A 13223-nucleotide genomic window follows, 5' to 3' on the forward strand; every position below is an offset into this window, starting at 1 on the left:
GACCTTTAACATCTGCGGCCCGATTCGCACCCATTCGGGCGGTTAGCTCAGCGGTAGAGCATTGCCTTCACACGGCAAGGGTCGCAGGTTCGAACCCTGCACCGCCCACCAGTTGGAACAAAGCCGAAGACCGCTCTTGAGCGGCCTTCGGCTTTTTTGCTTGAGGGCATTTGAGTTAACTGCCTCTGTCCCCTATAAGTCCGTCCCTTATAAGTCCCCTGTAAGTCTCGCGGAGTGTGAAATATTTACTCTCTGGTGGCTGTCCTGTCCCGCTGATTTGATGAAAGGTGAAGGCGTGTAACATCGAAGAAACTAGCTATGAGCGCAGGGAGTAGCGATGCCTAGGGGATTGCCACAGGTTGTGAAGGACAATCTGGAAAAATGCCAACTCGCTGCGATAGCTGCAGTGGAGGCATACAATCGGCCAGGGCGTAGCTTTAGGACGGCACAGTTTCTGGTAATGATCGTCATTGCCTGGACTGCACTATTCCACGCCGTGTACTACCGGAGGAATGTAAAGCCCTGGTACAAGAAGAACGGCCGTTTTGAGCGTATTGATGGTGACCCTAAACACTGGGATTTGGCTGAGTGCGTGAAGAGGTTCTACGGCGCTAACCATCCAGCAGAGAGGAAAAATATTGAATTCCTCATTGGGCTTCGCAACAAGATTGAACACAGACACCTTCCAGAGCTTGACCCATCCTTATATGGTGAATGCCAGGCATCGCTCTTGAATCTTGAGGAGCTTCTGGTTCATACATTTGGCTCGAAGTACGCGTTGCAAGAGCAGCTTGCAGTCTCTCTTCAGTTTTCCACGGTTGTCCCCCCGGAAAAGAAAAAGGCGGCAAGGGCGTTGGCTGTCAGCAATGCGCGATCTGTTAAAGAATATGTAGAGACATTTCGTGGAAACCTGCCTTCCACTGTATTGAGTAGCATGAAGTACTCGTACAACGTCTATCTTGTTCCTAAGGTTGCGAATCGTCAGAGTGCAGCCGATGCATCCGTAGAGTTCGTCAAAGTAGATGAGGCTAGCGAAGAAGAGTTGCTACGCTTGGAGCGTTTGAATGTTCTGATTAGAGAGAAGAAGATTCCAATTGCGAATCTGGAACTTCTGAAGCCTGGGGATGTAGTTACCAGAATCAATGCAAGTGCGCCGTTCATCGTTAGCCAGAACGCACATTCAGATGCATGGCGCTATTACAAAGTTCGCCCTAAAACTGGTGCTAAGAAGCCTGAGCAGTGCGATACGGCCTTCTGCGTATACGACGAAGCCCACAAAGATTATTTATATACGCAGGCTTGGGTGAGTCGTTGTATCGAAGCGTTCTCGAGAGCTGAGACATTTAGGCAGATTACGAGCCGTGAACCTAAGTTACAAGATGATTTTTAGCCCGCGTAGGGCGGAACCCATGTAGCGGATTCCGCCGCATGTCTCTGCGCGGAGGCGGTCTTTGGTGCCATCGACATTCGGCGGAATCACCTGCGGTGGTTCCGCCCTACGACTTCTAGGGGAAATGGTGAAACAGAAGCGGCTCAGTAATTCATTTTCTACCGGCGGCGGTGGCAGTTTCTTTGAAGCTAACATTCAAGCTGCTTTTGTAACCCTAATGGTCACCGGAGGCCACTCGCCATGTCTTCCGTGCTGGCCAATCGTTGAAATCAAGCTTCAAGGCAAGATTCATGGATTTGACACGGATGACCTTATCGTTCTGATCGAAGACGCTGAAGGTGGAGGGCAGCGCAGACTGTTAGGTCAAATCAAACACTCTCTCCCTATAACAAAGGGCAGTAAGGTCTTTGGTGAGGTAATTCAGGCGGCGTGGAATGATTTCAACAATCTCGATAATTTCACGAAAGGCAAGGACGTACTAGCGCTTATTACGGGCCCAATGAGTGCCATTGATCAGAGAAACGTTCTTTGGTTACTAGAGCATGCGCGGCGTACCAAAGATGTTGGTGAATTCTATCTTCACGTTAAGACGGCGAATTTCAGCCCAGAGAATTGCGAAGAGAAACTGGCGGCTATCGAGTTTCATCTGGAAGCCGCTAATGGCGGTTCCGCTGTATCCAAGGATCAACTCTACGAGTTCCTCAGGCATTTTCATGTTGTTGGATACGATTTAGACAATGAATCGGGTGTTGTACTGTCTTTGCTTCACTCGCACATCTCCCAGTTCGATAGCAAGCTTGCACAATGGATATGGCCCCGGATAGTCAATTTTGTTCAGACGTGGAACAAAGCTGCAGGCACGATCACTCTGCAAAATATTCCGGAAGATATATTGGAGGCATTCAAGAGGAGGGTTGTCGCAGCTTTTCCGAAAGAACTAGCGGTGGTTGGGCAACAAGAGACCATTGACTGGGGACGCCATCCTGATGCTTCGTACCTAGCGCTGGCATTGTTAATTGGTTCCTGGGACGACAACAACAAGAGCGACACCCAAGAAATATCTACCTTTCTAGGTATTAGCTACGAAGAATGGCTTGGTAAGGCGAGAGATATGCTGCAAGCCCCAGATACCCCTCTTTCGATTAAGAATGGCATTTGGAAGGTTTCCCGTCGACCAGAGCTTTGGTCGAAGCTCGGTTCACGGATACTGGATCAAAATCTCGATGTCTTCCAGCGCCTCGGAATAAAAGTTCTTACGGAGCACGACCCTGCGTTAGAACTTCCTACCGATGAGCGATATGCAGCGAATATACGCGGAAAGATAACGACTTATTCGCAATCCTTGCGCAAGGGAGTCGCCGAGGGACTCGCGCTTGTTGGAAGCCATCCCGAGGCAGCAACTAACTCTACGCAAGGAAAGGCTGAAGCAACTAGTATCCTCGCAGTTCGCGGTATTCTTTCCGACGCCGACTGGCAAGTATGGGGAAGTCTGAGCAATCTCCTTCCCGCTTTGGCTGAGGCAGCTCCGCTTCAGTTCATTGATGCAGTCGAATCTTCTTTGCAGCGTTCCCCGTCGCCGTTTGATGAGCTTTTCGCTCAAGAAGGCAATGGAATTACCGGAGGTAGCTATCTGGCAGGATTGCTGTGGGCACTCGAAGGATTGGCATGGGACCCGGATGTTCTCGTGCGGGCGAGTGTGTTGCTCGCTGAATTGGCTAGTCACGATCCCGGAGGTAAGTGGAGCAATCGTCCGGCCAATTCGCTTTCAACGATTCTGCTTCCTTGGTTACCTCAAACATTGGCTGCAATTGAGAAGCGCAAAGTGGCGGTTCAAACCGTACTAACTGAGCAACCGGAGGCAGGTTGGAACCTGCTACTTCATTTGCTGCCTGGCCATCAACAAACGTCGTCTGGCGCACACAAACCGCAATGGAGAAATGTGATCTCGGAAGATTGGGAGTCAGGGGTCACGCAAGGCGAGTACTGGGACCAAGTATCCGCATATGCAGATCTCGCGGTTAACGCATCAATCGGTGATCCGGAAAAGTTGACTCAGCTGGTGTCGCGACTTGACGATCTTCCCCCATCTGCCTTCGATAAGCTACTGAATGAGCTGACGTCCCCAGGGATAATCGGGTTGGCCGAGCAACGGCGTCGTGAAATTTGGGACGCATTGGTCGGTTTTACCAGTAAGCACAGAAAATTTTCCGACGCTGATTGGGCGTTGCCTGAGGGCTTAGTTACCCGCATAGAAGAAGCGGCAAAAGCGCTAGAGCCAGAAAGCGCTTTTGAACTTAACCGGCACCTCTTTAGCGACCGAGATTTTGATCTTTACGACGAGAATGGCGATTGGCAAGATCAGCAAAGAAAGCTTGAAGAGAAAAGAGAATCCGCCGTCAATGCGATTCTTGTGGAAGGTGGGCTAAGTGAGGTTATGCTTTTTGCGGAAGCTGTCGTATCAGCGCGTCAAGTTGGCTATGCGTTAGGCGCTATTGAAGATTCATCGATCGACCACAGTATTCTGCCTAGCTTTCTCAATGAATCACCGACCAAGCTCAAGCAGTTTATCGGCGCCTTCATTTGGAGGCGTCACATCATATGGGGCTGGGGATGGAGCGATAGCGTAGTCGGTTTGGATTGGTCAAGGGAACAGAAGGCGCGATTTCTGTGCGAATTGCCCTTTAGCAAGGGCACATGGGATCGTGCAACGATCTGGCTCGGTGAACAGGAAAAGTTGTATTGGTCGCAAGTATGGGCAAACCCATATCATTCAGAAGATGATCTCTCGATTGCAGTTGAGAAGCTCAACGAATATGGCAGACCCTACGCAGCAATAGAGTGTCTTTACAAGATGCTTCTTGATAACAAGACGGCGAGCGTTGAGCAGTCTGTGGAGGCGCTGCTTCTTGCTGTGTCCTCTCCTGAGAAGTCTGGGTCGCTCGTATCCCACCATGTTGTTCGCCTGATAGAGTTCCTGCAATCTGAGCCCTCGGTGTCGGAGATCGACCTCTTCAAGGTCGAATGGGCGTACTTGCCGCTTCTGACCTCCCGTGACGAGGGAAATCCAAATTATCTTGAGCGCAAGTTGGCCGCAGAGCCAGAGTTCTTTTGCGAGCTGATTCGGCTCATTTATCGCTCAAAGAACGACGATGCAAGCCTGACCCAGCACTCGGAAAGTGCGAAAGAGGTTGCTACAAACGCTTGGCGGCTATTGCATGATTGGAGGACACCACCAGGTATGCAACTCGATGGCTCATTCTCAGAAAGCCATTTTATTGAATGGCTGAGCGCAGTGAAGGCTGCTTGCGCAAAGTCTGGTCATCTAGAAGTTGCGCTAATACATGTGGGGGGTGTCTTGATACATGCGCCTTCCGATCCTGATGGGCTTTGGATAGATAAGACTGTGGGTGCAGCGCTAAATGATAGGGATGATCAGGATATGCGGAACGGATATCGGACCGCAGTCTTTAATTCTCGCGGGGTGCACTGGGTAGACCCAACTGGGAAACCAGAAAAGGAACTGGCAGATCATTATCGGCGTAAAGCTGATGATGTTGAAAATGCGGGCTTCCAGCGATTCGCTGCAACACTTAAAGAGTTGGCTATGTCATATGACCGTGAAGCAGCCCGAGTTATGACGGAGCATGAAGTTTAGCTCCCAGGCTCATCACGCGGGCTTTAGGGCATAAGCGCGTAAGGCGAGTTAACATCGCTTGATGCCTTGGTATCTGTACCCCTTACGGAAGCTGGGTTAAAGCCCGCCCACAGAAAAGGTGCGTAGGGCGAGTTTTAACCCGCCTTCCGTGGCCGGCGATCATCGTTGGCAAGGTGAAAACGAGCCGACGGAAACTAAGGTAGTAAGGCAATAAAGGGGTCAGAGAACATATTCGTTTCAAACGCATTTACTCTCTGACCCCATTCTTAGCTTCTGACCCCATTCTCAGCTGGATGACCAGCTTCGCTGGTGGCAGATCCCGGCAGCCTGTTCCTGGCTGATCTCACCGGCAGGTATGATCTCGGCTATACGGACGAGTCCGTCGCGCAAGAACAATCAAAATCACGAGCGGATCGAATAGGGGGAGAAGATGAAACATCTTGCACTTTTGGCGTTAGTTGTGGGTTCGCTGCCGATGACGGCACTCGCTTGCCCGACCGGCATGGTGTTCAACGGGAATGGATGTAGTCCTCCGTATGAGTACACCGGATGGGACATGCTTCGGGATCAGCGTGCTGCAATTGATGCAATTGGTTCCGATCGAGCTCCCGTAGATTTCAACGCCTACACCCCTGAACAACGCGCAGAGTTTGCACGCACCGAAAAGCTAAAGCGGGAAGCAGACGCGAAGGAAAGAGAGCAGCTCACCAAGGGGTTATGGAAGAACGAATCGATCCCGACGCCCGACGGTCGGTTATGCGCCGCGACGTTTGCAAAATATACGAGCGGAGAGGATAACTCGGAAGGCGGGGTGGTCACTATCATGGGGTTCCAACAACCCAAGCAGGAGGCGTGGCTGATTTTTCAAGGGGGAGGACTGCCTAAACCACGGAAAGTCAAGAAAATGAAGATCGCCCTTCAGCAGGACGAGGAACCACCGCAAACTGTTGAGGTGTTCAATTACACGAAGACGAGGAACCTGGGGGTAGTTACGTTTGCCGTGCCTGGTCTGCAAGCGGCCCTGGATGGAATGCGTGATTCGCAAAGATTCAAGCTATCACTTGATGAAAAAACGGTGATGACCATTCAGTGGACCAACGGCGCGAAATCTATTGGTGAACTTGGAGCGTGTGGAAAGTGACATAGCCTGTTTACTTTGTACGGACGGGTCATCGCAAAGACGCTTTCGAGCGGTTTCGAACCTCCCGACACCTTGCGCGCACGCGCGCAAGGCATTCCATCGCGAAGAAGAAAGGAGACCGCCATGCGCCAAGGAAAGCCATGCGAGCCCGGCTATTTCCTGCCGGAAGAAGCCCACCAGCAATCCCTCAGCCACTACCTGCACCTGCTGGCCGAACTAAGCCAACCCGAACACACCGATCCCGACGCCCTCATCCTGCCCCGCGCCGGCCTGGCCCACTGCTTCACCCAACTCGCCGAAGCCGCCGACCAGATCGTCGTCGCAACCACCTTCAAGCCAGGGTAAGACTGCAGGCGGAGCGGGGGACAGAAGCGATTATCCGGATTAACCGCCTCCATTTCGCGCGAACGCTGAGTAATGGTCCCGCCCTAGGTGCCCTGATCACACAGGCAGGCGGCCATGACAAGGTGAAGGCTCAATACGACAGCCATTCAATGAGGTCCGCTTCCGACCCAAAGCGGCCTCTGGAAGTTATGGTGCTGGCGGGCATGGCTTGAGGTGGGTGTTTCACCAACGCTCTACGAAAAGGCCGCGGCACATTCCGATGCCGCGGCCATTTCACGACTACTTCGCCGCCTCCTCGATCAAAGCAGCGACTTCTCCGGGCTGCGAAACCATTACGACGTGCGACGCGTCCTTGATCACGACGGTGCGCCGCGAGCTCGCGCGTTCCGCCATGAAACCCAAGGCCTTGGCCGGAATGTTCCTGTCATCGTCGCCGTAGATGAACCACGAGGGCAGCTTCTTCCAGGCGGGCTCACCCGACTTTTCCTTCAGCGCGTCTTCCGTGATAGGGCGCTGTCCGGCCGCCATCAGCGCCGCTTCCGCAACGGGCACGTCCTGGGCGAACTGCTGCTGGAACTTCCCTTTGTCGATATACAGGTCGATGCCGCCGCTCGCGAGTTTCACCGGCGGCGCAAGGGCCTGGCCCAGAGTGCCGCCCGGGAACTTGCCGGCAAGTTCGGCCGCAGCTTCCCCGGCATCCGGTGCGAACGCCGCCACATAGACGAGCGACTTGACGTTTTCATGGCCGTTCGCGGCCGTGGTGATCACCTGTCCGCCATAGGAATGGCCGACGAGGACGACGGGACCTTCGATGCTGTCGATGAGGGAGGAGACGTAGGTGGCATCGCCGGAAAGGCTGCGAAGGGGGTTGGCTGCGGCGACTACGCGGTAGCCGTCTTTTTCGAGGATTCCAACGACGCCGTTCCAACTGGACGAGTCGGCGAAGGCACCGTGGACAAGCACTACCGTAGGCTTGGTGGGGGATTGTGCAAACGCCAGGCCGGAGAACAACGCACCGGCGATGGCGAGCATGACAGTCAGCTTGGGCATGATCATTTTCCTTTCTCTCCGTGGAGGGCGTGGCAGATGGCGACTACGGCGCAAAGGGCGACCGGGCCTTCAGATCGAGCAAGCGTCCCACGCCAGCTTGGATAGCGCGTTCCGCCATATCGAATATAGGTCTCTTATCCGCGCGGGATCAATGACCTTCGATTGCGAAAAGAATGTCCGCAAATCCCGGGATCGTTTTCTCGCGGTTCCAATCGCGTTGCAGTTCGCAGATCAGCTGCACCCATCCCACCGGTTTACCACCGGCCTGGACGAGGCGTTGAACGCCAAGCGCATGCGCTTCCGGCGATGTTCCGCCGACGCAGTCGATGACCGGATAGACCTCGAAACCTTCGTTGATGGCGTCGAGTGCGGGGTGGACCAAGCAAACTTCAGTCCACAGGGCGGCCATGATGAGCTTCCTCCGCCCAGTGGCTTTCACGGCCCGCACGAAATCCTCGTCCTCCCATGCATTAATGGAGGTGCGATCGATAGGGCGGACGTCGGGCAGTACGTCCACGATCTGGTGGATGGTCGGTTGATTGCGCCCGGTCTTCACGTTCACCGTGGACAGCACGACCGGTAATTCGTAGAGCTTGCCGATGCGGGCGAGTGCGGTGATGTTGGCGACCAGCTCGCGTTTAGGACGGGACTGGATCGACGAGACCTGCACAGGTTGGAAGTCGATGATCACCAGCGCGGAATTCTCGGGCGTGAGCAGGTGATCAGTCAGCGGATCGCGGATTGTTGCGAACGAGGCCATGGCTATTCCCCTGGCTTGCTGGATGCGTGCGCGGCGACAATGTAGGTCGTATCCGTCGGACCCTGACCGGTGATGTAGACGACCGCCGGCTGATCTCCAGTGAAGGCGAAGTGCGGGTCGCTCGCCGGCTCGGTGTAGAAACTGCCCGGCCCCAACGTACGGGCCGTCGCTTCACTGGCCTGCTCGCCATATCCGAAATTCCATTCGCCGGAAACGACAAGCGCGGTGCGGTTGTCGCGGTGGCTGTGCGAAGCGATGCGCGTACGGGGTGGAACGCGGATTTCGATCGCGTACGGCCCCGGCGCATTCGGATTTCCCGAAAGGAGGGTTGTCTGGACGCCGCTAATGCCGGATGTTCCGGCTCCGGCGGCGCCTCGCGCGACAGCGTCGACTTCGGAAGACGTCAGGCGGGCTTGCGTGAGCTTCGCGTTCGCGTCGAGGAAGGCGCGGATGGCCGCGACCGTCGCTTGCGGCTGTTCTTCCATCAGCCAATGCCCTGCATCGGAGATGACGACCTGGTGCACGTCGTCGGCGGCAAAACGCATCACGAAGGCCATGGTCGGTCCGAAGGAACGGTCGCCGCCGACGGCGAGCAGGGGCATTTGCAGGCGCCCAGCCGTCAACCCCGCGCGGTTGTCGATCGCGTCCTGGTCGAAAGCCGCGAACTGCAGGAAGCCCGCGTGCATGCGACCTGGCCGCGCATACAGCGCCGCGTAATGACGGCGCGCATCTTCCGTGAAACGCGCCGGCTTGGCGGAAAACTCGTTCCAGAACCGGTCGAGATAGATGCGCTCTCGCCCGGCCACCAGACGTTCCATGTCGGGCCCGCCGAAACGGAAATGCCAAAGCAGCGGGTTCTTGAGAATCTCGTCCCACGGGCCTATCCCTGGCACCGGCGCGTCCATCACCACCAACCGCGTCGTGCGGGCCGGGTGGGCCTGGGCGAATGCAAACGCGACCATGTTGCCAATGTCGTGCCCGACGACATCGGCGCGGTCGATGCGCAACGCATCCAGCACCCCGGCGATGTCTTCGGCTTGGTTCTTCTTGGTGAAACCTTCCGCTGCTATCGCCGAGAGCCCCATTCCCCGCAGGTCCGGTGCGACGACGGTGTGGTCGCGCATCAGATCCGCGGCCAGGGGTGCCCACATGTCACCGGTGTCGCCGTACCCGTGGATGAGTACTACGGCGGGGCCCGTTCCACCGATGCGAACATGCAGGGTGGTTCCGTTGGTTTGGATCTCCTGCGTGCGGAAACCAGCGGGGAAGTCGAACGTACCGGCTAGCGCCGGCAGGGCCGCGGAGAACAACGCTGCGACCCACACGCAGATCCGGAATAGGCTATGCATTCCCATGGACATGTCCTCAAAAGAAAGTTGCAGCTTTGAGGTTGGTCGTCCGCGCGGGGAAGGTCTTGAAGGCTTCTATCGGTTTTTTGCAAAAACCGCCGTCGTGTTCATAGGACCTGCTTTCGCCAGGCGCCGGGACTGGCGCCCACCGTGCCGGTGAAGACGCGCGTGAAATGGCTCTGATCGGCGAAACCACAGGCTGCGGCGATGTCGCTGAGCGATCGATCGGCATCACGCAACAGCGATTTGGCGCGCAGCACACGCTGCAGCAGCATCCAGCGATGGGGCGGCATCCCCATGCTTTTTTTAAAGGCGCGGGCGAAGTAGCTCGACGAAAGTCCGCACGCTGCGGCCGGCTCGGAGAGTGACACGTCTTCGCCCATCCGCTCGATCATCAGTTCGGTGGCGCACCGTACCTGCCAAGGCGCCAACGCGCCGCGCCTTCCGTACTCAGGCAGGCGCATGCCGCCGAAGGCAACCGCGAAATAGGTGTGCGTTGCCATCAGCAGATGATCTGCATACATCTCGCCTATTTCTTGCGGCCGCTCGAGCGCAGGCAGGAGCGCTTGACCCAGGTGCCAAACTGTCGCATCGAAAGCACCGCGTTCGCAGGCAAGCGTTGCGATTCTCGGCGCACCCTGCTGGTCCGTGATTTCATCGAGCGCGGTACGCGACACGTAGAAATGCAGAACGTCGAAGGGGCTCTGCAGGTTGGCGGTCGGCTCCTGTTCCAGATCGACGATGCTGGTGGTCCTTGCGCCATAGCCTCCGCGATAGACGGAACGCCCGCCAATGAAGAGTTCGCGTTTGGGCGAGTCCCTCAATTGCAGGAGAACCGAGAATGCGGATTCTGCGGGCAGCGGCGACGTCATTCCGTGTCCCGGTGCGTCATGCCGGATGCGCGTCACGGCAAGCTTCGACTTCCTCAAGGCGCTGATAACGAGATGCGAACTCGCATCGGCTCGGAAGTATCTCGCCAGGCCGTCGCCGTAGGCCCCGGTGATCGGTTGCATGTAATCCTCCCTACGGCCGGAGCTCCGGTGCGCGAATGAGGGGACGAAGTTTGCCGAGCATACAGGACGATTGGAAGGTGGGCTTGCGGCCTGGGGCCGCGGCGGCCTCAGGAGTTGAATGCCCGCTTTTGGCGGAAAGCAGACGCAGTCGCGTCAACCCAACCACGTCATCCTGCCCGCGCCGGCCTGGACCACTGCTTCACCCAACTGGTCGAGGCTGCCGACTAGATCGTAGTCGCGGCCATCTTCCAGCCGGAGTAAGGCCCTGCAGATCCCGTAGGGTGGGCTTTAGGGCCGCAGGCAGGGTTGGCTTCACCAACCCAATACCTCAGCCGCAGCCCGATTTACGTTGCCGGAAAATCGCGACGCAAATTGTCCCGGCGCGCGACAGAGAGTACGCTCACGCGGGGCATTGGGGAACTCAATGAACGGGCAAGCCGCGAACAAAGCAGCGTTAGCTTTACTTGCAGTAATTGCATGGAGCGGTGTTTTGCTCCAATTCTGGCTGTCGGTCAATCTCGCCATAGCGAACGGCAAAACCGCAGTCGATGGCGCTATCGTTTTCCTGGGGTATTTCACCGTCTTGACCAATCTCTTCGTCGCCATTACGGCCACGCTACCGTTGGTTGCCGGAAACACAGGGCCAGGTCGCTGGTTCGCGCGGCCCATCGTGTTGGGCTGCGCGGTGACGTCGATAGCGATCGTAGGAATAACGTATCACTTGCTGCTGCGAAACGTTTGGCAACCGCAGGGATTGCAACTCGTCGCCGACAACGTACTCCACTACGCAGTGCCGATTCTGGCGTTGCTGTATTGGATCGCCTTTCCGCCGCGCGCCAGACTGAATCTGTGGGCACCGATTGCATGGTGCCTATATCCGGCGGGCTACTTCGTTTATGTGTTCACCCGCGGGGAATTGCTACGGTCATACCCGTACTATTTCATTGACGTAACTCAGATCGGGTACCCGCAGGCGATGCGGAATTCTTTTGGGCTACTCATCGCGTTCATCGTCTTGGGCGCGGTCGTCCTTGCTATTGCGAGATTGCGGAATCGTAGTCCCCATAGGGCGGAACCCGCGTAGCGGATGACCAGCTTTGCTGGGGGCAGATCCCGAAAGCCTATTCCTGGCTGGCCTCACCGGCCGGTATGATCGCCGTTACACGGACGAGTCCGGCAATTGGGTGGTTGGGCCACATGAGAACCCTTGTACTGTTAGTAGGGCTCCTATTGGGAGGCGCTGCGGAGGCTTGCCAGTGCTCGTATATTCCACTCGACACTAAGCGTGCGCAGACTGCTCGTAATGTCTTTGTGTTTCAACTGATAGATGCCCATATAGATCACGACGCTAGCGATTCGGTGGTCGGAACTATCAAGGTCGTCGCCCATGTACGGGGCCGGACAAAGGCTCAGCAGATTCGCTATTCAACAGACTGGTGCTGCGGGTCTCGCCTTGAGGTCGGCAAGTACTACATAGGGTTCCTCTCCTCTGATGCAGCACGCTTTGATGCAAATGCAGGCAACGTGTTGCCACTCTGGCAGGAATTTGACCGAGAGGAGGCAGACAGACTGGAGGCAGTGCTGCGTGGAAAGAGTAGGCTGGAGGTAGCGTTTGCTTACGGGGTAGACGAGATTAGTTCTATGCGCCCACCACCGCCACCTTGCTTAGACAAAGGTAAAGAAACTCGGTAGTGGGCTAATAGTTAAATCAAGCCGAACGCCGTGCTGCGAGTCGACTTATTCAGGCGTTAGTTCTCAGGGAAAGATCACGACATGTTTGAAAAGGAACCAACTGTCTCCGTGTCCGAGGTAAAGCTCAATCGGGATTACCCTTTCATGTATGAGAACTTCGTCATCCTGACGCAAAGTGACGCTTACCTGTTCCTCGAGAAGAATGGCGACACTACGCAGGCTCTGCATTTTGACTCGGCCCGCTGCAGATACGGCGGCTCCAATGACGAGGCCCGCGGCGGCCATCCATTGGCAAAGTACGGGCTAGGTCTCTATGGGCTGTATGTTGTCGAGAACTCGCCATGGATTCACGAGATGATGGTTGCCAATCGTGTTCATCCACGACACTCTGATTCTTCGTTTAGCCGCGACAAGCACTACATCGCGTGTTTCAAGGACGTAATGTTTGAGAGTGTCTGCCGCGAGGTTAGGGAAGTGACTCTCACCAGGAAGGAGATTGAGGTTTTGGTCAGCAGAGAGCTGCTCTCTCTTGAGAGCTAGCAATTCATTCAAGCCGAGCCCGCTTCGCGGGCCGGCTTAGTTCGGGCGACGGATCACGTGGACTATTTCAACCATTACATTGAGAGCTACGTCCACAATGGCGGCATCGGCGTCCTCTTTTCCGCACACCCAGCCGCAACCCTAAAAGAGCCATCGTCCGGGCATCCGCACCCCACACGCAACGCTCCGAGCCCCGAACGCGGCAATCCGAACGCAGCCGCAAAGCAAAAAGCCTTGCAGATTCCGGCCTCCAAGCATCATCGGCCGGGTTCCGGGAATTGGCCGCAA

The 13223-nt window shown here is 56.0% G+C and carries 10 protein-coding genes and 1 tRNA gene; 7 read left to right on the plus strand and 4 right to left on the minus strand.

The features are described from left to right. Positions 1-36: 36 nt before the first annotated feature. From J2W94_RS04140 to J2W94_RS04160, 5 genes are all read left to right on the plus strand, one after another. Positions 37-111, plus strand: a tRNA-Val gene (locus J2W94_RS04140). 250 nt (positions 112-361) lie between these two features. After that, complete coding sequence (locus tag J2W94_RS04145; RefSeq protein WP_310090447.1) at positions 362-1390, plus strand: DUF3644 domain-containing protein; 1029 nt, start codon at positions 362-364, stop codon at positions 1388-1390. Between the two features lie 127 nt (positions 1391-1517). Continuing rightward, entirely contained in the window at positions 1518-5045 is a 3528-nt protein-coding gene (locus J2W94_RS04150; protein ID WP_310090448.1) for a hypothetical protein, read from the plus strand. A 430-nt stretch (positions 5046-5475) separates the two neighbouring features. Beyond that, positions 5476-6186, plus strand: coding sequence for a hypothetical protein (locus J2W94_RS04155; RefSeq protein WP_310090449.1), 711 nt, complete (start codon positions 5476-5478; stop codon positions 6184-6186). Between the two features lie 123 nt (positions 6187-6309). Then, entirely contained in the window at positions 6310-6531 is a 222-nt protein-coding gene (locus tag J2W94_RS04160; RefSeq protein WP_310090450.1) for an XAC0095 family protein, read from the plus strand. Between the two features lie 279 nt (positions 6532-6810). On the opposite strand, the gene J2W94_RS04165 is transcribed toward J2W94_RS04160, so the two are convergent. The 4 genes from J2W94_RS04165 to J2W94_RS04180 form a co-directional block, all read right to left on the minus strand. After that, complete coding sequence (locus tag J2W94_RS04165) at positions 6811-7581, minus strand: alpha/beta fold hydrolase (protein ID WP_310090451.1); 771 nt, start codon at positions 7579-7581, stop codon at positions 6811-6813. 148 nt (positions 7582-7729) lie between these two features. Next, the gene (locus J2W94_RS04170; RefSeq protein ID WP_310090452.1) at positions 7730-8341 is read right to left on the minus strand and encodes a hydrolase; all 612 of its coding nucleotides are present in this window, start codon (positions 8339-8341) and stop codon (positions 7730-7732) included. 2 nt (positions 8342-8343) lie between these two features. Further along, complete coding sequence (locus J2W94_RS04175) at positions 8344-9651, minus strand: alpha/beta fold hydrolase (RefSeq protein WP_310090453.1); 1308 nt, start codon at positions 9649-9651, stop codon at positions 8344-8346. Between the two features lie 146 nt (positions 9652-9797). Then, positions 9798-10703, minus strand: a complete 906-nt coding sequence (locus J2W94_RS04180) for an AraC family transcriptional regulator (protein WP_310090454.1) — start codon at positions 10701-10703, stop codon at positions 9798-9800. Positions 10704-11127: 424 nt separating this feature from the next. Here J2W94_RS04180 and J2W94_RS04185 point away from each other — a divergent pair, with 424 nt between their 5' ends. Both J2W94_RS04185 and J2W94_RS04190 read left to right on the plus strand, forming a co-directional pair. Further along, the gene (locus tag J2W94_RS04185) at positions 11128-11787 is read left to right on the plus strand and encodes a Pr6Pr family membrane protein (RefSeq protein WP_310090455.1); all 660 of its coding nucleotides are present in this window, start codon (positions 11128-11130) and stop codon (positions 11785-11787) included. A 689-nt stretch (positions 11788-12476) separates the two neighbouring features. After that, positions 12477-12935, plus strand: coding sequence for a hypothetical protein (locus J2W94_RS04190; RefSeq protein WP_310090456.1), 459 nt, complete (start codon positions 12477-12479; stop codon positions 12933-12935). Positions 12936-13223 lie beyond the last annotated feature (288 nt).

Source organism: Pseudoxanthomonas sacheonensis (genome assembly GCF_031455975.1).
GTDB classification, from domain to species: Bacteria; Pseudomonadota; Gammaproteobacteria; order Xanthomonadales; family Xanthomonadaceae; genus Pseudoxanthomonas_A; species Pseudoxanthomonas_A sacheonensis_A.

What these genes read in the sequence shown, in the direction of transcription:
- J2W94_RS04185 (WP_310090455.1), top strand. Translation starts at nt 11,128, where the DNA reads ATGAACGGGCAAGCCGCGAACAAAGCAGCGTTAGCTTTACTTGCAGTA.
- J2W94_RS04165 (WP_310090451.1), bottom strand. Translation starts at nt 7,581, where the DNA reads ATGCCCAAGCTGACTGTCATGCTCGCCATCGCCGGTGCGTTGTTCTCC.
- J2W94_RS04180 (WP_310090454.1), bottom strand. Translation starts at nt 10,703, where the DNA reads ATGCAACCGATCACCGGGGCCTACGGCGACGGCCTGGCGAGATACTTC.
- J2W94_RS04190 (WP_310090456.1), top strand. Translation starts at nt 12,477, where the DNA reads ATGTTTGAAAAGGAACCAACTGTCTCCGTGTCCGAGGTAAAGCTCAAT.
- J2W94_RS04155 (WP_310090449.1), top strand. Translation starts at nt 5,476, where the DNA reads ATGAAACATCTTGCACTTTTGGCGTTAGTTGTGGGTTCGCTGCCGATG.
- J2W94_RS04160 (WP_310090450.1), top strand. Translation starts at nt 6,310, where the DNA reads ATGCGCCAAGGAAAGCCATGCGAGCCCGGCTATTTCCTGCCGGAAGAA.
- J2W94_RS04170 (WP_310090452.1), bottom strand. Translation starts at nt 8,341, where the DNA reads ATGGCCTCGTTCGCAACAATCCGCGATCCGCTGACTGATCACCTGCTC.